The organism is Shewanella sp. 3_MG-2023 (assembly GCF_030548765.1).
GTDB lineage: Bacteria > Pseudomonadota > Gammaproteobacteria > Enterobacterales > Shewanellaceae > Shewanella.
In genome coordinates this window covers 1-25,187 of record NZ_JAUOSH010000046.1, presented here as the reverse complement: position 1 = coordinate 25,187, position 25,187 = coordinate 1, and the positions used below count along the sequence as shown (strand labels likewise).

The following is a 25,187-nucleotide window of genomic DNA, read 5'->3' as shown; positions in this document are numbered from 1 at the left end:
TATGGCAATTATAAATAACGCAAACCGAGGCAGTCATATCCCGACGCTACAACTCATCGATGAGTTGCTGGCGAGATATCGCACCAAAAACCTAGGTAAATACTTCCCACGTTCGCAATTACTAGGCGCTGCAATGCCAGAGTCTCTCTATTTGAGAAATGAGAAGGATGACTCAGGAACTTATAGCATAAATACCAACGCAAAAGATAAAATGACTGAGTCTTTGGAGTTTTGGTCTGAATATGGTCTGTGGGATTCTGAAGTTGATGATAGAAGTGAAAAAGGTTACCGCAGCAATGACCTTACGGCCATCCCCTTGAACTTGCCTAAGCGCGTTTTGGACGTGATCTCTCGCCATTACTACCCTGATGGTAATCTACGCATAACACTGGATGAGTTTAGAAATAACGCAGAACTATCACGGGATTTCAGTACTTTTGTCTTTGCCATGTGCTTTTTCCTGTATCAAGAAGAGTCAAATTTTCAAAACCAGAATTTTCTTACCCAAAGCAAAGCTCGCGAAATGATGTCAGGTGCCGTTCAAAGTGGCGATATCAGAATTACTTTCAATAAGTCAGAAGAAGCTGGTGTTATGGACTACGGCCATCTTCTCGGTTTCTTGGAGGTCATAGGAAAAGATACTTATATTGTTGACCCAACAAGATTTGTAATGTGGTACTTGAATGATATTTTTAAAAACCAATCTGCCTTGCCAATTCAGGAATTTCTGGACAAGTTAAACCACATACTTCCAATCTTTGATACAGGGCCTTATCAAGATTCGCTTCCTAAGTATCTGAACACAATGCGACCTTCTATGAACTTTAACGATGGAAACGTGCTAATGTCATCTGCGTTGAGCCTAGCCTTATTCCGACTTGAAAATATGAAACTGCTTCGGCTGGAAGTGCGTTCAGACAGTACTGTACGTTTTGATTTAAGTCTCCCTACATCTGCTGTAAAGCAAGTGACACACATTCAATTTGTTGGTGAGGTAGCGTGATGAGTATTCAAGCTTACTGGCCTACCGAAGCCAATGTTCGCGATTGTATTCTGAGTGAAGCTGAGAGATTAAGCGACAAACTTCTGGTTGCTGTTCACCATCCGACAAAATTGATTTCTACAGAGTATGGTTCTCAGACACCAGAGGTGAAAACCCAGCAAGACTTATTAGAGAGACTGCTTAATACCCATGACATCATTCCGCTTTTAGGTGAGTCGGGCAGTGGTAAGTCACACCTTATTCGTTGGCTTCATGCTGTAGCGAAGACGCACCCGAAGGCCATCGAAGAAAACTGGCACATTATTCGTGTTCCCAAAAATGCCAGTCTCTCTCAAGTGCTGAATATCATGTTAAAAGGGCTAGAAGGTGAGGTTTTCGAGCAAGCCCGTGAGCGTATTGGTCAGGTGAGTAACTCACTAAGCGAGGAATCGACCCGAGACTTACTATTTACGCACATTAATGAGGCATTAAAATCCCAGCCAGAATTACTAAAAAAAGAAGGCCAATCACTTCAGACTGAGGGAAAATTAACGTCTGAAAAGAGAGCTCAAATCCGGAATCAAATTAATTTTGCTACTGAACTTGATCGTTTTTTTGCTGATCCACATATTAAGGAGAAATTTTCAGGACCTAAGTCAGTTATTATTAACCGTGTATCGCGATTAATTGAAAGTAAGAGTTATGCGGATATATTAAGCGATCATTTTGAGTTGTCTGATAGAGACTTTTTGTTTTCATCCAGTGATGAGATATCCGTTCATCTTGGTAGCAAGGCAAAAACTGCATATGCGAACCTGCAGTTAGAGTCTGACGAGTCTAAACGCAAAATGGCAGCGGTCGTTACTAATCAAGCGATAGAACGAGCATGTAAACTAATGTTTAACCGGTTATTTAGATTTAGTTCCGGTAGCTTCCAGGACTTGTTTAAAGAGATCCGTAAGCACCTCTTGGCTGAAAATAAGACCTTGGTTGTGCTGGTAGAAGACCTTGCTGCTATTTCCGCAATTGATGACGTTTTGATTGAGAGTTTGTTGGAGCAAGATCAAGACGATGGCGAGCAGGTCCTATGCCGTATGAAGTCTGTCATCGCAGCAACAGATGGTCTGGAAAGTTATCAAAGTCATAGAAGCACGATTTGGACGCGGGGAACCTATGAATGGCGCTTACCGTCAGATAATGACATTCGGCAATTCCCGCAACTAACTTTTACCGGTGACGATGTTCTGGATTTTTGTGCTCGATATATCAATGCTGCCCGTCATGGCTTAGCAGGTATTGCGCAGTTTGCAGATGAAACGAAAGTCAGTGAAGGCATTCCTGCTTGGAACCAAGAACTAAATGACGCTGACCAAAAAATCCTTAAAGAATTTGGTTGTTCTCCAAATGGTATTTCGCTGTTTCCTTACAATAGACAGGCTATTTTGAAACTGGCGCAAAAGCATGTTTTTAGTGGCGGGCGTCATCGCTTCAATCCACGTGTCGCGATCCAACACGTTTTGCTAGCCATACTTCGTGATCACAACAAGAGTTTCCAAAAAGGAGAGTATCCGAGTGCCTGGTTTGAAAACCTGTTAAGTGAGTTTCGTCATGACGAAACTGCACAACAAATCCTACTCAACATTTCGAATACCGAGATGGCAAAGCGACTTGTCGGCTTTATGTCCTTGTATACGGACGCGGATACCGCTAAGGATAACCTTGCGCAAATAAGTGCCGGTCAGGCCTTTGTATTTAGTCTTGATACATCAATGTTTGAAGAAGATGCTACCGTGGAGTCTACTGGGACAATCACTGTCATCGAAGCATCTCCAACGCCTGTTAAGTCTAGAAAAGAAATACCGACAACACCCCAAAAAACGGAAACCAAGACTCCCCCTGCGCAAGATCCCTTGAAGAAAAGAGTAGAAGAGTGGTTTGCGGGTATAGCGCAGTTAGATCAGGGGTCGAGTAATCAGTTGCGACAAGGCCTGTACCAAATGCTGGAACACCATAAAGGTTTCGCTGACTACTCCGTTGATAAATCGAATAAGTGGGGGGCACAAGAGAATAAGAGCTTGCTTGAATTTACCCTAAAAGAACGCTCGATTATCAATATTGGTGTTCCGGGGTCAGCTACCAACAATTCCAACAAGAAGGTAGTGAATGCTTTCGAAGCAAGTGAACTGTCCGCCTCGCTTGAGTCATTGGATTTGAAAAGGCAGATGTTGGCCATTTTACGCTTTGCAGAAAACAATCCAACGGAAAAGTCCAAAGCTGGTCAAGCAAAAGGTTGGGGCTACCCAGAAGGTTTTGAGGATTACATTCATTATCAAGATTTTGCGCGTAAATGGGTACCATCGGCGATGCAAACTTGCTTGAGAGTTGCTAAACAATCGGGTGTAGGGCCTTTAGAGCAGCAAATTGCGCTAGCAAAAAATCTTGGCGTTGATTTATCGGCTAAGCCTCAGAGGCTCAGTAACCTCGTATTTAGCTCAGAGCACATCAGGGACAAATTGGCCGATCCTATCAATGACAGACATAAAGAAGTGCTAGACAGATGGCTTCAAGGCTGGGATAGCAACCGTGCCAAGTGGCTACGTACTGTCTTAGTAGGGGCGAATAATGCGATACACCCGATTGATTTCCAAGGTGCCTTCAAGCAAGTAAATGAAGTATCCAGTAGCACCTCCGACCTGTCACCTATTATTCGTGAGTTGAAAACCGAGGCGCAACTGTTTGCTCAGTATTTGGATGGAACGGAAACCAAAGCACAGTTAACTGAACTGCTGGAGTCATTAGATCTAACTTACAAACAGATCCCCGACGAGATGAGACCCAAGTACCATGTCCAACTAGCAACAGTGCGTAGCCGGGTTAAAGGGTTACAAAAAATCGTAACCTCGGAGACGCCGAAGTCTGTTTTGGGACTTGAAGTCAGTAATGACCCGTTGAAGTTACTGCATAAGATAAGTGGTCAAGAACTGAAAAAGTGGAAAGAGGTACTCGAAGACTGGCAAGCAATCTCGCCTCCTGTTATCAAAATGATTCAGAAATTTAATCACGAGAATGGTTCAACCAAGGTTGAACAGTATAAGCAAGCTATCAACGGTCGCTTGACCGTGCTAGATGCAAGCCTAGCGGCATTAGGAGAGCAGAATGAGTCTTAAAGCGCAAATTGCACAACTGCAGCAAGAGGTTGCTTATTATAACGATGCTGCCAGTCTGGAAGGTATAAAAGACTCGTTGAAGACAATTTCAGGGCGAATAGATGATGCGGCCAGAGGGATAGAAAGCGAAGCCAGAAAGCATGAGTGTCTGAAAAATATTGAAGATGTTGATCTGTTTGTTGAAGGAGGCGTGGATGCTTTGCTGCAAACGACAGAGAATCTACAGGCTTTTAAATCACTCTGGTTGGAAGTCGAACACGAAAGTGTATCGGATGAAAAAAACACACTCTACTCATTAACTGAGGCGCTGAAGCAAACAGCGAAATTGTATTCGGATACTCACCAACAAGTGTGGCGTGATTGGTCTGAAGAGAAAATAAGCCTTGCGCAGGTAGATGAGTTCATATTGGAACAGCAGAAAAAAGTGCATGGCAACGCAGAACTCCACGATCGATATGTCAGGACAAAAAAGGACTTTGATGAACAAGTTGAAGTTTTTAATTTCGATCCCGTTAGTTTGCTTCGTATTCAGCAACTCGCACAAAAGTGTGCTGAATTAAAAGGCGAAATGAATACTGAAGATCTCCCTGACGGTGTGAAGAAACTGTTCGATGAGTTGAACCGCATAGGTGGTGTCGCGCTTGTTTCACTGCTGACACCTGAGGTCATGCAATGGCTTAAAGATAATAACAAGTTGAATAGCTTAGTTATTAAGACGCGTTAGAGAGTGATTTAGTGGATACCAAAAAACTGATTGAAGCACTTGACCGGATTGAGAATAAAGAGTCTGAGCTTTTAGCTTGGGGGGATGTCGATGTATCTTCAACTGAATCTGAGGTTCGGGAAAGTATCCGAGAGTGCGGTATCAACGATATTTTTATCGATGAGTATTTTGATGCGTTGAAAAGTCGTCGCTTTATCTTTGAAGTCGACTCTGGGAAATACCGCTCAAGAATGGCTGAAACCGTTCGACTTCAGGTGCTTTCACGCCAGTGGTTTAGAAATAAGGGTCCGGAAGACACCAAACCCCTAATCTCTGACTTTCGCTTCTTAAAGCGGGCGCGTAAATATCCAAAGCGAGATCACCGTGCTAAAACGCTGATTGATAAGTGGGAACAAAACCGATTATTTAGTTCAGCAGATGAGAAGGTAATACTCAGCAATCTTCTAAAAAATGGAGATGCCTGGTTTAAGTTGTCTGGTTTTCAGGTGCGCTCAACTGAGCGTATTTTAGAAAAGTTTGATAAGCATAAATACAAGAGTTCTAAAGATTCTAGCGCGACGATCGTGTGTGCTGGAACAGGCAGTGGTAAAACGCTGTCTTTCTACCTTCCAGCTATGACCAAGTTGGCGGCCAACTTACTTCAAGATGTTCAGGCTCGTGTTCGAATTCTAGCGATTTATCCCCGAAAGGAACTGCTGAAGGATCAGTTTGCAGAAACCTATAAAGAAGCGCGCAAACTTGATGATTACCTGCTTTCTAAAGGTCGGCGAAAAATATCCATAGGCACTTTCTATGGTGATTCGTTTTATGAAAATTTCACCCAAGACGGTGCTGTTTTTGAAGCAATGGTGTGCCCACAAAAACCAAATGGCAAGCATTGTGGTGGCGCACTTAGTTTCCGCAAAGCCACTAAACAGGTTGTTTGCCTATCCTGTAACACAGTGTTGGCGGAAGACGAAATTCTGGCGACAAGAGAACGCGTGAGTAAATCACCGCCGGATATCCTCTTTACTACTACAGAAATGCTCAATCAGCGTCTTAGTGACGGCTATTTCAATCATCTTTTCGGTATCACTCGAGATCAAAAATCGATTCCTTTGGTGTTGTTAGATGAAGTACATACCTATGAAGGGAGCACTGGTGCTCAAACATCTTACCTTCTTAAACGCTGGATGAAGTTCAGCGGTATCAAACCGCACTTTGTAGGCTTATCAGCAACCTTGGCAGACGCGAAGAACTTTTTTGCAGATCTGACCGGAACTAAGTCCCACTTTACCGAATTGGTTGAGTCATTCGATCATGAATTAGAGGAAGAAGGCGCTGAATACATGTTGGCGCTACGCGGGGATCCTGCATCTCAAACGGGTTTGTTATCTGCCACGATTCAGGCAACCATGCTGGGAGTTCGTATGCTGGATAGACACCAAGGTATGTATAAGAACATATCTCAAGGCATATTTGGGCAGAAAGCGTTTGTGTTTACTGATGACCTTGATGTGATTAATCGCCTTTATAACGACTATCTAGATTCGGAAGGTAAGACAGATTTCTACGGTGAAATAAGACCCAGATATGGGGATGATTCACCACTCGCTTATCTGCGTTCACCCCGCCACCCAAACTATGACCAAGAACTTCAAAAGGTGTTAGGACTGGATTGGTCTTCTGCTGATGAGATCGGCCATGACTTGTCTGAATCTACAATGGTCGAAAGGACATCTAGCCAAGACAGTGGAGTTAATCAAACAGCCAATGTGGTGGTCGCAACGGCCTCTTTGGAAGTTGGGTATAACGACCCTGATGTAGGCATTGTTATTCAGCATAAAGCACCGCGTAACGTTGCTTCTTATTTACAACGTAAGGGGCGATCTGGTCGACGCCGTGGTATGCGTCCGTGGATGTATACCATATTGTCAGATTTTGGCAGGGATCGAATTGCATTTCAGCAGTATGAGCAATTGATCGATCCAAAGGTCAAAACGACAAGATTGCCAATTGAAAACTCTCACATACATAAAATGCATGCTGCGCTCGCTACGTTAGAGTGGTTAGTGAAAGAGTACAGCTTGAAGCGTATGAATGTTTGGTCCGTGCTAAAAGAGCCAAACCGAACCAACAAAGGCGATAAACTTGCGAATGAGCTTAGCCTTAAGGACATTAAGGATGCCGTTACAGATGTAATGGCATCAAAAGCAAAAACGCACCAATTGACGAGATATCTACAAGACACGCTTGCCCTCAGTGATGAGCAGGCCAAAGTGGTAATGTGGGCTCCGCCTCGTTCGATAATGATGTCTTTTTTACCTGAACTGCGGCAGAACTTACAGTTTAAATGGGGGGCTAAAGGGAAGCGTTGGGATGGTTTAGTTGAGAAGCAGTCCGGCCCCATGCCGAAGTATATTTCTTCGCAATTGTTTTCCGCACTGGATACACAGTCACTGACTATTGCATTGGATCGCTCAACCAAAAGTGAACCGCGCACAGAGATCAAGGAAATGGCCTTCTTCCAAGCATTAAAAGAGTTTGCGCCAGGCCGAATGTCTAAGCGTTATACGGTGAAATCAAGGAATGTACCGGACTGGCTAATTCCAGCAGACTTTAATCCAGTACCAGATACGACGTTGGATGTTGAGTTCAATATCGAAGAGGCATTTGGCAGTATTAGTATGCAGGTTCACCAGGAAGATATTGTGTTTGATGGTGAGTTGATCCCGGTATATCAGCCGAGGTTTATTCGAACTCAGCGCTCAACTAACCCGGCGCTTGGTAACAAAAGCAGTAGTGTTCTGCAATGGCATTTTGATATATCAGAACCTAATTCACATAGTCGTATTGAAGTACCTGAGAATTCTGAGTGGCACAATGTTCTGCGCGGTATCGAGTTTTTCACTCACGACCACTCGACTCCTCTGGAGATCGTGCGCTACTGCACTGGCGCAAAGGCGAGTATTCCATTTTCTAGTGGTGATAACGCTAATGTTAATTTCAATTGGACGCTTGAAGGCAAGCCTGCGGCTATTGGAACCAAGTTGTGGGTAGATAGCGCCAAGTTTTCGTTCAGGTTTTCTGAAGAAGATATAAAGGACATTCTTCTTCACAAACAAAATAAAAAAGCCTTGTACTACCAATACCTTCAGTATGAGTTTGTTAATTCAGATAATTACAAAGATAATTATTTCTTTGCAAACTGGGTTTTCGAGTGCCTGATATGTTCTTTGCTTGTTTTGAGTGAACAGAAAGGGCAATCGTTAGGAAGGACCTTTGAGTACCTCTATTCTCAAGATGGAAAGCAAGTTGCTAACGGGGTCATCAACGGACTTTTCCAGCGAAGGGAAACCGCGGATGGAAACGATGAAGAACAAGATCTTCACAGACGCCTAACCGAGTACTTTGCCGAAGAAAACAACCTGCATGAGATGAAAGGGGCATTAAGACTTGAGCCTGATTATGCAGAGAACCCTGCTTATTACACCTGGGCTAAAGATTTGCTAGGACAAACCTTGTGCGGTGGCATTAATGCAATGTTTCTTAAGCTAGTCTCAGACGTATCTGAACAATCGTTTAGCATGGATCATCTTTGGGATGGCGATGTGCTCAACGTCTGGATCAACGAAAATGAAGTTGGTGGAATTGGCTATATCACTAAGTTTCGAGAGGTGTTTAAGGAAGACCCACTTCGCACGCTTGGCCATTTGACACATGCTTTTGAAATTGGTGAATACGAGCAGGTTAATTTCGATCTGCAGTATTTTCTAAATGAGTTGCAACGTAGCGTAACACTTCGTGACAGCCTTAATCAGGTGCGTAGCGCGCAATCATTGACCGAACGTTCTGAAAATACCAAAAAATTAAAGCAGCAGATCGCTAAACTCGGCATATTACCCACCCACACTTGGGAAAGCGTTTTATATTCGAGAGTATTAAAAAGTGGAGCGAATGAACAATCAGATCAGCGACTAGTTGAACTCCTTAAGCAATGGACTGACTATGAGGAACAAAGTGATCTGGAAATTCCACTGCATATCGCATCCTACTTACTAGCGGCCAAACAAGGTGGGACTTATGGCGATATTTACCGTGAGAAAAATCGTATTCAGTCTCGCATGTGGCAGCGGGGAGCAATGATCCGCGAGCAAGAGTTGGGCTTCTATAACCAGTTCAGCGCTACCCAAAATAAAACTGAGCGACTTTTACTGTCGAGAGTCATTACAAGTACAGAAGCATTAGTGAACTACGATGAGAGTGGTAATTGGCAAGGTACACTGTCAAATGCTTTACAAGCTAATGGAAAAGGCATATTGGTGTTTACTGATAAGCAAAGAGGCTCAGTGAAGGCAGTAATTAGCCAGTTAAATGTCAGTATGCTGGAGTACAACAAGATGCTGTTTTATCCACGTATAACTAAGTTGCAAACCCAATTCTCTTCGATTCATGTGACCGTAGAAGTGAGAGACATTTTACAATGATTGTACAAGATGAACGCTCTATCGAAACTAAAGAGGCTATTGGACGAGCACATATAAAGGATCTGCTTTCGTCTTTGCTGGTGGCGGAATCATTAAACCCCGGTGTGATCTATATATTAAGCCCTTGGATTTCCGATTTTCCGGTTCTAGATAACACGACAGGAAACTTTGACGCTGTTAACCCGAAATGGGGACATCGACATGTATATTTTTTCGAACTTCTTCAAAACTGTGTTGAGGCTGGCGCTACGCTGAAATTAGCGATTAGAGAGAACAGAGACAAAATGCATCAACTAGAGCAAAACCTCTGCAATTATTCTTCTCGTTTTAAAGTGGTTGAACTGAAAGATCTCCACGAAAAAGGACTATTGACCGACTGCGCCTTGATCCGGGGGTCAATGAACTTCACCTATTTTGGGGCAACGGTAAATTACGAGTGTATTACGTATACTACTAACCCTGCCCAAATTGCAGAAAAAAGAAACACCTATGAGGACCTGTACTTTAAGGAAGTGCTGTCTAAGGAAACAAGTGCGGAGGACGATGATGACTGGTATTGAGTCAATTTTGCTTGGTTTTTTTCAAGGTGATAACAAGATTACGCCTGAAAGCAAATATAAGAATAAAGTCGACCTAGCAAAATCAGTTCTTCTAAAGCCCGGTAAGATAAAATATATGGTTGGTTACCCACAAAGTAGTGACCCTACCTTCTATGTTTTATGCGAAACTGAAACATTGATGGAGCACACCAAAGATTGGCTTAATTGTGCTCTGCCAAGGTTTTGTTGCAAGTACGCACGACCGTGTAAAGAGGCTGAGTATCCGTTTGAGTCGGTGTTACTTGAACAATGGCCACATGGCTTCTTGAAGGTTGCAGTATGGAGTCAGCAACACACTCAATTCGACAAAGATAAATACCGGAAATTTATTCCGTATGCTTTTGAGCAAATGCAATCAGCACTGGAGGAAATGATCTCTCGTTTCGAGAGTTCTCCGGTCATTAAACAAGACTCTGATAAGTCTATAGGAATGTTGATAAAAGGGTTTATCCAGGCTTATAAAGATAATGATCTCGATCTTATGGAGTTACACTATCGTGAAATTATTTCCAGAGATGATCTTGAACGGCGTAACAAAGATACGTTGAAGTTCATGTTTCTTGAAAAAGAACGGAAGTGGTCAACCATAGTTTGCTTTGCTCATGAGCGGAACGTGATGTCCCAAGTGATTTCTAGCGGTGTGGTGACAGCCATTATGAATGCGCTGGTTTATCAGTCTTGCGAGGATGAAGAAGCCCTAAAAAGTTTTGAGATCGATTGGCCCTCTCTTTATGTCAGTGCACAAGAGTTTTGCCCTTTGCTAACAATTACACCTTCTTTTGAGGCTGAATCAGACTGGTATCTATGGGCTATTTTGGCATACACCTTAAATATTGAAGGCTTTGCGGAAAAGGTCGGTAGTTATGTTGATAAGGCTTGGTTAAACAGTCTTCTTGAGCGAGACACTAGCATCAATGCACAAAAAGTCATGTTGGTAGAAGTTTTAGATACCAGCAATTTGAAACACCAAGAGCAAACAGTTAGTGAAGTACTGAACTATGCGCAAACCTGCCATGAGTCCGAGTTGATGAGTCTGTATGAGTGGCTTGAGGCATCACCCGTTAATATCAAGCTTTCAATAAAAGCCAAAGTACCATTGCGAAGACTCTGGCAACAGGTGGAGTTAAATGTAGCTAGTTTTTTGGTGGTTGGAACTGTTTAGTTGTATTAGTTGTATTAGTTTAGTTTAGTCTAGTCTAGTTTAGTTTAGTTTAGTTTAGTTTAGATTAGGCCTCTCTATATCCAAGGTTACTTGCCATTTCTGAACTTAAAAATAGTAGTATTACATCAATAGAATCGAGGCCTTGCCCCGATTCTAAAAAGGAAATTTTATTTAGCCCCAAACTTCAGCTCGATACTTTTTCAGTAAATAATTTGTCAAAATTTGAATATCTCTTCCAATATTCTGTAGTTCATTCCACTTCACTTTTTTATCAATACCAAAGTCCCAATAACCATTGGTCCATTTACAATATTGACTAAGTTGCTCTAAATCTTTTTTGAAGTGGGCGTAAGATGTGACTTCTTCCCGCTCTTCACTGTGGTATCGTTCCGAAATTGCGTCCATTAGATGACCCATAGAAGTGATTCCTGCACCGTGCATGAGGCGAGAGTTTTTTGGGTTAACTCCCCAGGCATCAGGGAATACATCAGCTACCGCCTCCCAGAAGTTACAGACCAGGTCGAGCATCTTATCAACATCTCCCTTACCCGTTTCAGGATCTCTAAAGCGATAAAGGGCTCCTTCACTTAGACTGCTTTCTATTAATTTTAGAATAGAGTTATCTTTAATAAATCCACTAGGGTTTGTCGCTGTCTTAATCATTCCTTTCATAGGAGAATCCTCCCCATGATTAAGTCTATCTAACAGTTGAGCCGGAAATCTTTTCTTTTGTAAAGCAACTGCTAGTTTTGTCTCTGTGTATGGAAGTAACTCGTAAATAAGACCTTTAGGAAGAGGCTTAGTTGAGTTCACTAAAATAAACTGTTCACGCTGCTCTTGCGCATCATTAGTAATAAAAGCACTCACGGGCATTTGAAAATCGCCAATTTCAGCTTCTCTTAAAGCTGCAGCTCTTTGTTGTCCATCTACTACCCAGCCAGGTTTTTCTTCGTCATTAACAGCAATAGGGATAACTAAATATCCAAATTCATTATTATCGTTGCTAATAGGCTCGAATTTTACTCTATCATCAAACGCAATAACTAAAGCGTTTGGTATCATAGGGTTATCTGATTCAAGGTATCTTTTTATCTCGCGAATATGAGTCGATACTTCAGGACGTTGGTATCCTACTAACTCATTTTCGTGCCTTTTAACTCTTGATATTGCCGCAATTGACTCTATATCTTTTCCTTTAACTGAAAAGCTAAATAGTTCACGATCTGGGCCTTGTTTGATTTTCAAGGCTGGTACTCTAATTTCTGACATCGATTATTCCTACTTGATTAAGGAAAGCTCTTTCTGAAGCTTTTGGTATGCAATATATAGATTGTGGAATCCTCTTCGCCTATTACGACCGGCGCCTCTCTTCAAGAGTATGTGAATTCCTAGGTCACGACATACATTACATTTACAATTTTTCCATGGTTGATCAGTTAAGGCTTTTTCCATTGCTTCTCTGCGTGATTTTTTAGCGTTGTAGAGCTTTTCATACTCACAAAGAATATCTAAGACTTTGTTTTGCTCTATGCCTCCTTTGTCAAAGGCTATTAAGGCTTGCAAAGAAGCTTTTTCTAACCTTTTAGCCTCGTCATGGTCAACTGCACCTGAAGCAACAAGTTTACGCATGGAATTATTTGCTTCAACCTGTGGTACTGAAATGGAAGTGTAATCATCTGCATGGGTATGGTAATTGAACTTGTCGTCTTTTAACCCTTGCATTAGGGGGGCTGTGGAGTCGAAACTAGTAACTCCAAGAGAAGCAAACTCTTGAATATGGTTCAACCGATTAATGCCAAGAAGATGAAACTGTGTATCTGTTTTTCTAATCTCCGCTGTCTTTTTGAGAACGGAAAGAATATCTGGTGTCTTCAGTTTAATCATACCACCGAGGGAGATTCTTTTATAACCCATCGATTGAAGTTGGCTAACTGAATCGGCATAAGATTCAGGATCCCATCCATGAGCAACTCCGTAAGCCTTAAATGATTCTGAAAGGCTTTCTTTGTAGAACTTATTTGCTAGATCTAGTGTTATTTCCTTTCTTCTATTACATTCAAGTAGTTGTTCATTACTGAATTTTTTATGTGACTCAAGTTGTGAGCTAGCAAACTCAAATATAATGTGATCTAGTGAGATACCGTAGGTAAAGCCTGCATTTACATAAAACTCGACTACATCATGAATGGAGTAAGGAGGAACTTCTTCATTTGCATAGGTGAAGGCACCACAATCTCCGATTGTTGAGTACGATTTTGGCAGTCTGAAGAAGCGATAGATCCCTTCTCTAAAAAAGCGCTGTCTTTGTGCTACAGAATACTTGCCCTTTACACCACTAATTCCATCTACAACCGCTTTAGATACTAGGATTCCATCGTAAACAGGTTGAGAAAAAATCTCATGAGCATATTTGTCATCTCGTTGGATAACTCTGTGTTCATTATTAGTTTCTTTTTCGAAGTCAAAAGTAGGGTCAACATAATCATGACTGTCAGGAAAGTAAAATTTAACTTTTTTCACTTAAAGTTCTCTTTGTGAGTTTGAAAATTTTCCCAAACCTTTTTTGTTCACAAGCAAATCCGTCACTTCTAAAAGCATTTAACAGCACAGTCGCAGAGCTTTTTGAAGAGTCACTTTTTAATTTTTTCACGATATAATCAGCCACTTGAACGTCATCAACTTTAACTCTGTCAAATTTTTTAGCTGGTTTAGACCGTTTTTGTAACCGATCGTACCTTTCATGTACTTGGCATATAAAATCATCAGTGGAGTTTAAATCCTTCAACAAATATCTAGCTAATCGGATATTTAAAGAGACTCTGCTTCCTTGTAGCAATTCACAAAAATCTTCTGTTGCGATTAACCTTAATGATTGTAGACTCTGTGGTAACTCAACTTTACTAGTTATAATAATTGTATTTTTTTCAGTAATATATCCGGATTCCTGTAATTTTATAAGTTCGGGTAAAATTACTTTCAAATATTGAGGTGAGGCAGATATACAGAAGTTATCATTTTTGTGGTGTCTAACCATTGAGCTAATATCGTGCTGGTATGAATCACACCTGTTTAAGTGTAATTGTTCCCACCAAGTGATGTTGTCTTTGTTAATGTCATTCGTATTTGAAAAAATACGAACTGCATTTTCTCCATTATTACTGAAGGTTGCATCATAGGAACAAATATTATCTTGCCCTGAAATAAAACCAAACCCTGCCGATAGAACCCAAAGTGGCACACCGTAATTATTTATGTCTTTTGCTACCTTCCAATGATCACCTGCATACGTGTTTATTGCCAAGTCTCTACTTTTATTACTAGATATAGCATCAACCCAATCTTTAATGTCTGAATGTTCTGTATTCAGAACATCACCAAAAGAGACTTTATTTTGAAGGTGCTTTCGTTTGCCGTTGCTACAATTAGTTATTAAGTGAACTTTCAAGATCATTTCCCTCTGTAAATGACACCTGATGTACATGTCTCCATAAGCTCAACAGCACTTAATTGAGGTAAGTTATGAGCAAGTTTATGCCAGATCCATACCGCTATAACTTCGGCCGTAGGATTCTCTAACCCTTCTATGTCATTGAGGTACCTATGATCTAGTTGCTCATAAACAGGCTTAAATATCTCTTTAAGGTCGCCAAAATCAACAAACCAACCTAGATGCGGATCTGGTTCTCCCATCAAGTGAAGTCTAACTTTATATGAATGACCATGTAACCTTCCACATTTATGATCTGCTGGAACATTTGGAAGCTTATGTGCAGATTCAAAAGTAAATTCTTTATAGATTTCAATGGTCATAGTACTCAGTAAGCCTTTAGGGTTAAGATTTTTACGCTATATTTGGGGATTATACACTAGATATAGGGCCCTAGCTACTGCCTCTGCTACATGTCACCAACGTTTTCATTGGTAAATTGAGGGGATTTGACTTATGATTTTTGTTGTTGAGTAAAACAAGTTAAAGATTTAATGCTTACAAATATAATGTACATTTTGGAGGGGGTTTATCTATGAGTCCGGAAATAAAAGAAGTCTTAGTAAAAATCATCATAACTTTAGAAAATGATCACCACGGGTGCAAAGAAGAGGCTGTAAATCTTGCAAAATCTGCTCTCGGAATCGAGATAGAACACAACACTATCAGAGAAATGATTAATAGCCTTGATGAAAAACATATTCAAGCCTTAATGACAAGTATTAATTAACAAGACAAATGGCTCATAAAATTTTCAGAATCTTGCCCTCAGCTAACCTGTGATGTAAGCGGAGTTATAATTGATATTTTTCTAAATAAAACTCTAAAGCATTAAATTTTGACCAAACCTCTTTTTCTGAATTTTTTTCATAGAAATAGTCAAAAAAATCATCTTCTAAATTGTACAAATCTGATAAACATTGAACATCATTATCTAATGCCCAAGCAACCGTTACTGTATCCACACAGACACCATCACGAGAGACCTCTTCAACACCCTCGATATTTACTTGTGAAAGTTTTTCCTGAGAGGCGTTTTTTTCTTCAGTGATCGAAAACTCTAAATCTTGAATCAACTTTTCCCTTTCTGATGCGGAAATATTCGGGTGAAGCCTAGAATACTTTATTGCTTGATTGAACTTGTCTTCACCTAAGACTTCAACAGACTGTCTTAACAAGGCTTCATCAATAATGAAAGTTTTCACAAAATGTTTAATTGCTGCCTCTAAGTTGCTAAATAATATTCCGTCAAACTCAAATCCCGCAGTATCATTAGAGTAGTCAATATCTATTCCATTAATTGATATTGGCCAACCTTTAAAGTTCACACGAGATTTAGCTATTTTATACATATTCCAAGCACTTTTTTTGAATCCCTCAAAGGCAACCCCTGTAAAGTCTGACTCTTGTAATTCTTCCTCTGTCCAATTAGATCCAATACTCAAGTCTTTTTGATATTTCTTTGTTAAGTTACTTTTAACTTCATCGCGTAAACAATCAGTTGTTAAACATTCAAATTTTTCGAGGATTATTAAACACTCAGAACAAGCAGGTATACTAATTGGGTCATGACTTATTTTATTTAGATCATATTTGTTCAATGGAAACATAATGTTGTCAATGGATGGTTCTCCGCAAAACCAACATGTATGTCGGTGATTAAAGGGTACATCTATTGGGTTATATGTATACATTTAAGTCTGTTCACTTTTAGGCGTATTTAGAAAACTATATGATGATAGATAAAACATTCTAGTTTGGATACTAAATTTTGTGACACATTACTGAAAACAATCCTACAATGTTGTGGTGAGTTGATAGCGCTGAACATGGGGATTAGCGGGATCATAGGAGGTTGTTAGTAGTAGGGGGGAGTTCTTCTTATCTAGATGATCTAATTGGAAATGTTATCTAACTTGCAGTCAAAGCGGTGCGTCAGCATTGGCACATCGAGAACCAGCAACACGGGATGTTTGATGTCACCTTTAGGGAAGACTGTTCAAGGATTGGTGAAGGTGAAAACGCGAAGAAGATGTTCTGTTTCGGCGCATTGGGCTGAACCTTTAGAGTCTGTCACCTGAAAGGAATTTAATAAAGACAGTTGCATGCTGGTTATCATCCTATCAAATCATCAGTCATTGTTTGGCTTATTTATTATTGCTTCTCACTCGTTTTTCGTAATAGTTAAGTCCCCATTTCATTAATCACCCCATCGTTTTTTCCACTCCCACCAAAAAAATTAAATTTATTTCCGGCAGATTTTTTACTTATTTATATATCATTTTGCTATCCATACACACTCACTTATTCTCCTTGGTTATAACCAGGGGCTTTTTAGTGATTATCATCGTAATTAAATTCCCCCCTGTTTTAAGCCCAAGTGAGGACTTTATTTTATTTGATTAAAAATAATTTAAATAATTCAAATAATTTCGCGTGTAGTTTATATTGCTGATTTATATTGTTTTTTACTTTTTTGTTTTTACTGATTATTTAGAAAACTATATATTTTGAGGGTTATGTTTTGTTTGCGTTGTGAGGTTGGTGAAAGCGACTTAATTATTTAAAAAAACATATAAAGATATTTATTTTTTTAAATAAAATACAATGGCTTATGTCGTAAGTTTTGTGCTTGACATCGGTTTTCGATAGGGCTAAAAATTAAATTATCAATTTAGTGTTCAACTTGAGACTAAGCAAATGAAGCGAACAGCAAGAATGACATTTCAGCGCCAAGAGAGGTGGTTCGAGGCTCATCGTCGCAGTATTGAACTAGACGAGGTAATGTACGAACCGTTTTGGCGTGTCGAGGATGTTCGTAGTTCGGGTATTAAAACCAAAATTGCCCATTTTTCAACGCCCAATCGTGTAATGCATCTGCTGTCGCAAAACGAACTTTGGATGTATCTATCCCTTGTGCAAATGCGTTATGTTGTTGAGATTTATGAGCAATTTGCTATTCCGCTCGAGTTCTCCGTTCCAATCGCCAAGCAGCTCGGTGTAAAACATCCTGTCTACGTTGGCTCAAAACAGGTGCCAATCGTCCAAACCATTGATTTTGTTTCAACTTTAATTGATGGGTCACGTATTGCTCACCCGGTCAAACAGGAATCGGACTCGCTACGCGAGAGAACGGTGGAAAAACTGGCGATTCAACAAGCCTATTGTGAGCTAGAGCATATTGATTATCAGCTTGTTACTGAATCGGAATAAAGAGAAGCTTTAGTCAGATGCTCGAGTTAATGAACCGAATCTGTTCAAGTCGAATTTGAATATGGCTTGAAATTATAAGTTAACTAAATTCAAATAAAACCAATATAAGTGGTTAATAAGCTTTTAATAAGTTATTTATAATCAGTTTTTTTTGTTTTAGTGTGTGGGAAGTCTGTGGTTGTAGAGTTTCATTTTTTCTAGTATCTCTTAGTGGTTTTCCTCCTTGTTTTTAATGGTCTTAATAGGAATCATAAGCATTTTATTTTTTTATTTAACTGTTTTTAAAGGTTTTATTGTAAAGTTCATAGGTAAAATATAAGTAAGTATCTGCTTTTTAAACTGTTTTTTTTGTGTAAAACTCATCTTAAATTAATAACTTGAAGCAAGGATTTTTATGCAAGACCAAAATGAAGTACTTTTTCCTGTAGTAACCTCAGACAAACATCCGCATACAAAGGAGATCATACTGCTGGCTGAACAGAGTGGCATGACCCTAACTAAGATAAGTGAAATACTTAATTACTCTCAGCCTTATGTCAGTCAGTTAAAGTCCGGTAAGGGCAAAGCAAAAACTACGGATTTAGAACCTTTAATTACACTTTTATCACCTAAATTACCCGGCACAAGTTTTTATACTTACAAGGTCTTTCGTAGGGCTAAGGTTGTATTTCCTGATAATTGGGAACAGCAGGTTGTTATGCTAGGTCTTTCAGCCTGTTCTAAAGATACTGAATTTGGTCGCTACCCCATAGGAGACGATAGTTTTGATGATATAGAAGTACAACATTTTAAGGCTTTAGACTGTATTGATGAGAATGGCCGAGCTTATTCACCATACAATTCACCTCTTGTTGATTTTGAGCGTAGTAAGTCTATTACTGAGAAGTTACGAGAGGCTTTAGAGACCTATAAAGTTGAGGTAAAAGAAAATCAGGATACTAAAGTCGCAAGAGATGAAGATTTGAAACATTTTACTGCCTCGGTCCTGACTCGAACAAACATTGAAAACCTATCAGATCAAGCTGCAGTTATAGAAGAGGCAATAATTAAGCTTTTAAAGCCAAGGTATGAACAAGATGATTACTTTTATCAATCTAGTCAGTGGCTGAAAGCCAGTCTAGTAAGAGCTTGTCAAGAAGCTGCTGATATTTTGAACTTACCTTCATTAATAAAGCAATTTATTCAAGATGAACCATTGGGATGTGATGAATCCAATCAAGTTATAGCTCCTGATGAGCATGCAAAGAGGCTGTTAAGTAAGCTTGAGTCATATCAGGTAAAATTTGGGAAAAAACAACAAGAAAAAAGAAATAACTTTAGATTGCAAAAGTTATTTAAAAGCTGTGAACTTGATAAAGTTGTGGATCTTGAAGTGACTGATCCTAGGTTTATGCCTGATTGGAATGCTTATGGGCAAGGATTGTTCGGTGGTGTTGTACGTAAGGTTTTCCGCGAAGCAAATAGGCCTCCATATGAAGTTAATCTGAGCGATGCTTTTACTCTATGGGCTACTAATATCGAGTACTCGGTTGAATATGAGCAGATACAAGTTTGTGGCGACGTTTTTCATTCTGCAACATTGAGTAATGATAAGATTGTTATTCATGAGCTTAACTCTGGTAAGTTCATATATATATTAACTTTTTTATGTGAGATTCTTAAGTGTGAAGTTGCTATGCTTTCCAACCCTTTATCTGCTGCTGAATTGTTAGAGCAAGTAAAGGTTGAAGCTGAGATGAATAAATGGTCCGAAGGTGTGGATGTGTTAATTATGAACCTTAAAAAATCTTTGAGTGAAAATGGATATAGAGTTTCAGGGGTTCGTGCAGTTTATTAATTAAACAATGCTTGTTTAATGCAAGCGTTATTAACAAGGATTGTAAATGATGGATTTAACTTTTGCTGTATTAGTTGATGGAGAAAATGCTTCACAAGCTCAATATGCATCAATGCTTGAGGAAGTCGAAAAGTATGGAACAGTCGCTATTAAATGGGTTTATGCGGATTGGACTTCAAGGCAACAGAGTGGCTGGCAAGATGTTCTTCATGAAACGGCATCTAGTCCTAAACAACAGTTTCATTATGGAAAAGATGCGGCTGATCATGCTTTAGTAATGGATGCCATTGAGCTAATTAGCAATAACCAACGAATAAATGCTATTTGTATCGTCTCTAGTGATGGTGGGTTTTATAGTTTAGCTCAGCGAGTTCGAGAGAAAGGGTTGCATGTTATGGCTATAGGTAAAGAGAACACCCCTGAAAGGTTTCGTAAAGCTTGCCATAATTTTGTGCTTACTAAAAATTTATCGGAACCAGCTACTCGGTTAAGCCATCAAGACCTTAATGTATTACTTGTTGATTCTTACCTTCGTTGCGCAGAAAGTAATGAGCCTGTATATCTTGGAGATATGGGCAAAATGCTTAAGACGTTTGATTCATCTTTTGATCATCGGAACTATGGTTTTTTAAGCTTAAAGAAGCTTATAAAAGATAAAATAGATCTATTTGAGATTGTAGATGAAAGAAGTGACCGTTGTTTCATTGCGATGCGTTCAAATCTTGTGGCGCAAGCTGGTGCAATTTTAAAGGGGGTTATCCGCAAGTTAGATTTTAATAGAGAGTTCGGGTTTATAACATCTAACTCCGGAGATTTTCATTTTAGCTTTAGTGGGGTCAGGGCTGAAGTTGTTCAGTTGCGAGAAGGTCTAACAGTTTGGTTTAAAGTCCCAAGTTTGGAATCTCATTCAGAATTGGTTGATGGTCAATGTCCTACTGTGAAACATGTCGCTTTGAAAAAGGCCCTAGTGAATGCAGCTTAAGTTAAGCCTACTGCGTTACAGTTAAGTCCAGTATCAAGTACATATTCGTTTAGTCGCCAATAATTTTGGCGACTAAACGAAGTAAATAATGATGATCATGTAAGTAGTGTTGTGCCAGGGATATATCCTCCAGCCTCAGCAAGTGAGTTTTTTATAGCTGAAATTATGATGTTTTTTAGTCCGAAAAATTTGTGTAACTCTATGATGGTATCGATTATTTCATTATTATTTTTTAGCGAAATTACGACTTTTCGGCTTGTTTTACCCTCAAAACTCAATAAAAGGTGATACCCCATCTCAGTACCTAAAAATATCTGGAATTGAACGTATTGCCAACTTTCTACATGATCATGATTAATCAGGTAGTCCCTAATTATTAACCTAATCTTTGAATTTGGCTCCAATAAGGTTATCTCATCAATTAAGCTGAACTGTTTGATTAGGGAGTCAAACTTACGAGATGTTTTATCAATAAAAGTATTTAATGAGATTCTTTCATTTAATACTTGTTCCCCTGATATAACCAGCTCTTTTTCAATTGGAATTGGAAATAGTGTTTGGTGGGAAATATCAAATTCATAAATAGAATCTACTAAGTAATTCATCATACCAAGTCTTTGAAGTAATGCCTCTTTTGGGAACTCAGGCAAACAGCGAATGTTATATACAGCTAAGATAGCTTCTAGGGTAGGTTCTGTAGGAGACTCTTTAATATCGAACAAGACCTTTTTTAGAGCGCTAGAATGTGCCTTTGGTTCATATAAATCAAACCAATTTTTAAAAGCTTCATCTTTTAGCATTGACTGTAGTTGTCCCAGAACATAAGTTTTATTATCTGTAAAGTTATTGCTATTTTCTATGGCTTTTTTTTCAATGATTACGAATGAGCGTAGCAAGCTTTCAATAAATTCTGCATTTTGCCAAATTTGAATTTGGCGATTAGTAAAGCGGGCAAGTTGAGTATCTTCATAAGTATCTAGAAATTCATTCAGTCCATCATAATGCTCCGCTTCAACGAAGATTCCCTTACCGATTCGAGGGTAACCAAATAATTCGACCAATTGAGACAAGTATTCGTCGCTTAGGCGTTTTTTACCCTGTTTGGTTTTTGTAAACAATGAGGTATCTAAAGGGGGATCAAGTTCGCCACACAATTTTTCTTGAGTAACTTTAAGTTTTTTAATGCAAGCACAGACATGATTTACTATTAACTGGGACTCTTTTTTTGTGAATTTTGTCATACATTTTTCCTGACTAGATATTTGAGATTATTATACATTTAGTATTTGTTCGTACATTGACCTAAAAGGGTCCAATAAAGGTCAATTTATTGTTTTTGAGAGAATTCAGGCTTTGATGTTAGCAATAGTGGTGAGTCACTAGTAGGGATAAAATAACCTTTAAAAGTGGTTTTTTTAGTTATACCGAATCAGCGGACTAAATAGAGTTATATGAATGAATTATAAATAACTCATATATATCAGCTGTTTACTTTAATCTTCGTTTTAATTCAAAAAACGAGGAAAAACACTAACGATGTAATAAGGGTTGTAGGCTAAATTTGTCTTCGTTTTAATTTCATCATTACATAGTGTCCCTTTGAATGAAATTGATGGCGACTTTTCATCATCAGATTTTCCCTCAATTGCCAATGACTTGTTCGATAGGTTAGTTGCACATCTTGTGCAATTTTGCCGTTTTAATACTGCTGTTATTTCACATCAATCTAACCCGAAGCCGTTCAGGGAAGTCTTTAGTTTGTCTGATTTTGGCCTCTAATTAATAATTTAGTCTTTGCCACGTTAACCTCAGTATTTTAGGGTTTTATACTCGTAAGTCTTCCAACGTCGCTGTTTCGCATTCTTTCTTCTCATTGTTCGGCTCTGTAACGTTTGATGTCTTTAGGTTGCGCTTGTTTGCTAATGGTTTCGCATCGGGGTTTGATTGGTGTGTGTGGTGTTATTTTGTTTGGTGGCTCAGTGTTAACGTTATGCTTTTGTTTGGTTTTAGTTGTTGTCGGTGCGACAATTGCCTTTATAACAATAGCAATAAGATTTGGCTGCGTAATGAAACTTCAAAAGAAACTTCTGTTTTCATTCTTATTTTTATCACTTTTACCCACATTAATCGTTGGTTTTTTATCAAATAGAATTGCTAGCTCTGCAATAGAGCAGCAAGCATTCTCTCAATTAGTTGCTGTAAGAGAAATTACCAAGTCACAAATAGAAAATTATTTCGCAGAGCGGCGAGGAGACATGGAGGTGCTTAGGAGCACAATTGAGAAGACCTTGAATTTCGAGTCTACTGAAGGGTTAAGAGCGTCATCAATTACGATGCATGAGTATTTTGATAATTTCATCGAATCTTATGGCTATTATGATTTATTTCTAATCAATGAGTCTGGTTATGTCTTCTATACGACAAAGAAAGAAGCTGACTATCAGACGAATCTAATAACCGGTATATACAGTGACTCAGGCCTCGGAGAGTTATTTCGTACCGTTCGCAGCAGTCAAGAGTTCGAGATGGCTGATTTTAGGCAGTATAGTGCTAGTAATAACGAACCCGCGAGTTTTATTGCCATACCTATAAAAAACCTAAAGGGGGAGTCAGTCGTAGTTGCGTTACAGCTATCAATTCAATCAATTGATGCCATTATGCATCAGCGGGCTGGAATGGGGAACTCTGGTGAGAGCTACCTTGTTGGTAGTGATTTACTAATGCGATCCGATTCATTTTTAGATCCTGTCGGGCGATCAGTAAAAGCGTCATTTGCTGGGAATGTTGAATTTAATGGAGTAAACACAGAAGCAACTCAGAAAGCATTAACGGGCATTACAGATGAAGAACTGATTGTTGATTATAATGGTAATCCAGTTCTATCAGCTTATACCCCCCTTTCTATCAATGGTATCAACTGGGCATTGATATCAGAAATAGATGTCGATGAAGCGTTCAGTTCCATTTATAAACTTAACTGGTTAATTGGAATAATTGTTTCTTTTTTCATATTACTAATAAGTGTGATCGCTTTTTTCATCAGCAAATCAATTACTGGCCCTCTTGGAGGTGAACCTTCTGATATGAGACATATTTCAGAAGCGATCGCGAAAGGCGATTTAACCATTCAATTTGATGATAGTCGAAACACTGATAGTGTTTATGGTGCAATGAAACTCATGGCTAATAACCTACTAGAAATAGTGAGTAAAATAGTCGATAACAGTAGTAGTTTGGCGAGTTCAGCAGAAGAAACAAGCGCACTTAGCTTACAATCAACAACTAGCCTTGAGCAACAAAAAGAGAGTATTGAACAAGTAGCAACAGCCGTTGAGCAAATGACAACAAGCGTAAATGATGTTGCTCAAAGTGCCTCTAGTGCTGCAGTTTCGGCGCTTTCAGCTCAAAATAGCTCTTTTAATGCCAATGAGAAAGTTATTGTGACAATTAAAGACCTGTCAGATTTAGATAATGAGATTCAAAGTGCAAGTGAGGTTATTAAATCATTAGAAGCTGACTCAAAAGAGATTGGTTCGGTGTTAGATGTCATTCGTGGCATTGCTGATCAAACGAATTTACTAGCACTGAACGCTGCGATTGAAGCTGCAAGAGCTGGCGATCAGGGGCGCGGCTTTGCTGTTGTTGCTGATGAAGTTCGCTCGCTTGCCTTGAAAACTCAGGATTCAACAAAAAACATCGAAGTAATGATAGCCAGGCTGCAACGTGCTTCTAATGAAGCTGTTGCTGTGATGGGTGTAAGCCGTGAGGTTTGTAGTCGTACTAGGTCTAATGCGCAAGATACCGCTGAAATGATCAAGTCTGTCAACGATGAGATTGGGAGTATCACCCAAATGACTGAACTTATCGCGGCTGCTGTAGAGGAGCAATCATGTGTATCTAACGAGATTAGCTTAAATATTACTTCAATTAGCGATGTAGCATATGAGAATTCAGCTGCAGCAAGCCAAGTATCATCTTCAAGTGAAGAAATAAGTAAAATAGCTTCTACATTAGCGACTCTTTCTGAGCAGTTTAAGATTGAAAGAAATGGTACGTCAGCCTTATCTAATCCAGGTATACGTTAGTTTGGGTCACATCAAAATATAAAGTCGGTATCTTATTTCATTCTGCGCATAGATATTTTTATGGGTTTGGCGGCTAAACTCGCTTCAATCAAATACAGCTAAATTACCTGATGCCTTTACAATGGTCAGGTAATTATGATTTAAGAATTTGGAGCTAGCTGCTAGGAGTTAGAGCGATGGGGCTAGATGTTTACGCGGTGTTTCGGGTATTGCGGTGCCATCAACAATCACGGCAGAAGACGGCACTCAGTTTAGCGAAGCATTGTTATTTACTCATCGCGGCTTATCAGGCCCGGCAATTTTACAAATTTCAAATTACTGGCAAGCAGGCCAAAGTATTAGCATTAACCTGTTACCCAATGAGTCAGCGAAAGATAAAATCGAGCTAGCGCTTGCAAATCACCCCAAGCAAAGCCTACGTAACACCATCAGCCAATGGCTACCAAAGCGCTTGGTTGAAGCGTTATTTGAAGCAGCACTGCT

The 25,187-nt window shown here is 39.4% G+C and carries 17 protein-coding genes and 2 pseudogenes; 13 read left to right on the top strand and 6 right to left on the bottom strand.

Annotated features, from left to right (window positions below):
• Window position 1 precedes the first annotated feature (1 nt).
• The 6 genes from dpdG to Q4591_RS18730 are packed head-to-tail and all read left to right on the top strand — an operon-like array spanning window position 2 to window position 11,100.
• A complete protein-coding gene (gene dpdG / locus Q4591_RS18755) occupies window positions 2-1,003 on the top strand; it encodes a protein DpdG (RefSeq protein WP_303462410.1) in 1,002 nt (333 codons plus the stop codon).
• On the top strand, window positions 1,003-4,149 hold the full coding sequence (gene dpdH, locus Q4591_RS18750) for a protein DpdH (RefSeq protein ID WP_303462408.1): 3,147 nt from the start codon (window positions 1,003-1,005) through the stop codon (window positions 4,147-4,149). Before dpdG ends, dpdH begins: the two co-directional genes overlap by 1 nt.
• Entirely contained in the window at window positions 4,139-4,873 is a 735-nt protein-coding gene (dpdI, locus tag Q4591_RS18745) for a protein DpdI (RefSeq protein ID WP_303462406.1), read from the top strand. Before dpdH ends, dpdI begins: the two co-directional genes overlap by 11 nt.
• Window positions 4,874-4,884: 11 nt before the next feature.
• Entirely contained in the window at window positions 4,885-9,339 is a 4,455-nt protein-coding gene (gene dpdJ / locus Q4591_RS18740) for a protein DpdJ (protein ID WP_303462403.1), read from the top strand.
• Window positions 9,336-9,899 carry a phospholipase D-like domain-containing protein DpdK gene (dpdK, locus tag Q4591_RS18735; protein ID WP_303462400.1) on the top strand — a complete coding sequence of 188 codons (564 nt, stop codon included), beginning with the start codon at window positions 9,336-9,338 and terminating at the stop codon, window positions 9,897-9,899. The genes dpdJ and dpdK overlap by 4 nt, the downstream gene beginning before the upstream one ends.
• Entirely contained in the window at window positions 9,883-11,100 is a 1,218-nt protein-coding gene (locus Q4591_RS18730; RefSeq protein ID WP_303462398.1) for a hypothetical protein, read from the top strand. The genes dpdK and Q4591_RS18730 overlap by 17 nt, the downstream gene beginning before the upstream one ends.
• Window positions 11,101-11,271: 171 nt before the next feature.
• Here Q4591_RS18730 and dbpB read toward each other — a convergent pair whose 3' ends face one another.
• The 4 genes from dbpB to queD are packed head-to-tail and all read right to left on the bottom strand — an operon-like array spanning window position 11,272 to window position 14,910.
• On the bottom strand, window positions 11,272-12,369 hold the full coding sequence (gene dbpB, locus Q4591_RS18725; RefSeq protein ID WP_303462396.1) for a DGQHR domain-containing protein DpdB: 1,098 nt from the start codon (window positions 12,367-12,369) through the stop codon (window positions 11,272-11,274).
• A 9-nt stretch (window positions 12,370-12,378) separates the two neighbouring features.
• Window positions 12,379-13,620: a tRNA-guanine transglycosylase DpdA gene (dpdA, locus tag Q4591_RS18720; RefSeq protein WP_303462394.1), complete on the bottom strand. Its 1,242-nt coding sequence runs from the start codon at window positions 13,618-13,620 to the stop codon at window positions 12,379-12,381.
• Window positions 13,607-14,545, bottom strand: a complete 939-nt coding sequence (locus Q4591_RS18715; protein ID WP_303462392.1) for a hypothetical protein — start codon at window positions 14,543-14,545, stop codon at window positions 13,607-13,609. The genes dpdA and Q4591_RS18715 overlap by 14 nt, the downstream gene beginning before the upstream one ends.
• A gap of 2 nt (window positions 14,546-14,547) precedes the next feature.
• Window positions 14,548-14,910, bottom strand: a complete 363-nt coding sequence (gene queD / locus Q4591_RS18710; RefSeq protein ID WP_303462390.1) for a 6-carboxytetrahydropterin synthase QueD — start codon at window positions 14,908-14,910, stop codon at window positions 14,548-14,550.
• Between the two features lie 212 nt (window positions 14,911-15,122).
• Here queD and Q4591_RS18705 point away from each other — a divergent pair, with 212 nt between their 5' ends.
• A complete protein-coding gene (locus tag Q4591_RS18705; protein ID WP_303462388.1) occupies window positions 15,123-15,317 on the top strand; it encodes a hypothetical protein in 195 nt (64 codons plus the stop codon).
• A gap of 64 nt (window positions 15,318-15,381) precedes the next feature.
• Here the strand turns inward: Q4591_RS18705 and Q4591_RS18700 are convergent, their stop codons facing one another.
• Entirely contained in the window at window positions 15,382-16,197 is an 816-nt protein-coding gene (locus Q4591_RS18700) for a hypothetical protein (protein WP_303462386.1), read from the bottom strand.
• A 293-nt stretch (window positions 16,198-16,490) separates the two neighbouring features.
• Between Q4591_RS18700 and Q4591_RS18695 the strand changes: the two are divergent.
• The 4 genes and pseudogenes from Q4591_RS18695 to Q4591_RS18680 all read left to right on the top strand — a co-directional run.
• Window positions 16,491-16,622 (top strand): annotated as a pseudogene (locus Q4591_RS18695) (ISAs1 family transposase); the annotation flags it as partial.
• 665 nt (window positions 16,623-17,287) lie between these two features.
• Entirely contained in the window at window positions 17,288-17,800 is a 513-nt protein-coding gene (locus tag Q4591_RS18690; RefSeq protein WP_303462384.1) for a TnsA endonuclease N-terminal domain-containing protein, read from the top strand.
• A gap of 394 nt (window positions 17,801-18,194) precedes the next feature.
• Window positions 18,195-19,637 carry a hypothetical protein gene (locus Q4591_RS18685; RefSeq protein WP_303462382.1) on the top strand — a complete coding sequence of 481 codons (1,443 nt, stop codon included), beginning with the start codon at window positions 18,195-18,197 and terminating at the stop codon, window positions 19,635-19,637.
• A 46-nt stretch (window positions 19,638-19,683) separates the two neighbouring features.
• The gene (locus Q4591_RS18680; RefSeq protein WP_303462380.1) at window positions 19,684-20,619 is read left to right on the top strand and encodes an NYN domain-containing protein; all 936 of its coding nucleotides are present in this window, start codon (window positions 19,684-19,686) and stop codon (window positions 20,617-20,619) included.
• 95 nt (window positions 20,620-20,714) lie between these two features.
• Here the strand turns inward: Q4591_RS18680 and Q4591_RS18675 are convergent, their stop codons facing one another.
• Complete coding sequence (locus tag Q4591_RS18675) at window positions 20,715-21,860, bottom strand: hypothetical protein (RefSeq protein ID WP_303462378.1); 1,146 nt, start codon at window positions 21,858-21,860, stop codon at window positions 20,715-20,717.
• An 825-nt stretch (window positions 21,861-22,685) separates the two neighbouring features.
• Between Q4591_RS18675 and Q4591_RS18670 the strand changes: the two genes are divergently transcribed.
• Window positions 22,686-24,704 carry a methyl-accepting chemotaxis protein gene (locus Q4591_RS18670; RefSeq protein WP_102520183.1) on the top strand — a complete coding sequence of 673 codons (2,019 nt, stop codon included), beginning with the start codon at window positions 22,686-22,688 and terminating at the stop codon, window positions 24,702-24,704.
• Between the two features lie 199 nt (window positions 24,705-24,903).
• Window positions 24,904-25,187 (top strand): annotated as a pseudogene (locus Q4591_RS18665) (NAD(P)/FAD-dependent oxidoreductase); the annotation flags it as partial.

Bases quoted from the DNA above. Each gene is read 5' to 3' on its own strand.
- dpdG (WP_303462410.1), top strand. From the start codon at position 2: ATGGCAATTATAAATAACGCAAACCGAGGCAGTCATATCCCGACGCTA.
- dpdH (WP_303462408.1), top strand. From the start codon at position 1,003: ATGAGTATTCAAGCTTACTGGCCTACCGAAGCCAATGTTCGCGATTGT.
- dpdI (WP_303462406.1), top strand. From the start codon at position 4,139: ATGAGTCTTAAAGCGCAAATTGCACAACTGCAGCAAGAGGTTGCTTAT.
- dpdK (WP_303462400.1), top strand. From the start codon at position 9,336: ATGATTGTACAAGATGAACGCTCTATCGAAACTAAAGAGGCTATTGGA.
- Q4591_RS18730 (WP_303462398.1), top strand. From the start codon at position 9,883: ATGATGACTGGTATTGAGTCAATTTTGCTTGGTTTTTTTCAAGGTGAT.
- dbpB (WP_303462396.1), bottom strand. From the start codon at position 12,369: ATGTCAGAAATTAGAGTACCAGCCTTGAAAATCAAACAAGGCCCAGAT.
- queD (WP_303462390.1), bottom strand. From the start codon at position 14,910: ATGACCATTGAAATCTATAAAGAATTTACTTTTGAATCTGCACATAAG.
- Q4591_RS18705 (WP_303462388.1), top strand. From the start codon at position 15,123: ATGAGTCCGGAAATAAAAGAAGTCTTAGTAAAAATCATCATAACTTTA.
- Q4591_RS18700 (WP_303462386.1), bottom strand. From the start codon at position 16,197: ATGTTTCCATTGAACAAATATGATCTAAATAAAATAAGTCATGACCCA.
- Q4591_RS18690 (WP_303462384.1), top strand. From the start codon at position 17,288: ATGAAGCGAACAGCAAGAATGACATTTCAGCGCCAAGAGAGGTGGTTC.
- Q4591_RS18685 (WP_303462382.1), top strand. From the start codon at position 18,195: ATGCAAGACCAAAATGAAGTACTTTTTCCTGTAGTAACCTCAGACAAA.
- Q4591_RS18680 (WP_303462380.1), top strand. From the start codon at position 19,684: ATGATGGATTTAACTTTTGCTGTATTAGTTGATGGAGAAAATGCTTCA.
- Q4591_RS18675 (WP_303462378.1), bottom strand. From the start codon at position 21,860: ATGACAAAATTCACAAAAAAAGAGTCCCAGTTAATAGTAAATCATGTC.
- Q4591_RS18670 (WP_102520183.1), top strand. From the start codon at position 22,686: ATGAAACTTCAAAAGAAACTTCTGTTTTCATTCTTATTTTTATCACTT.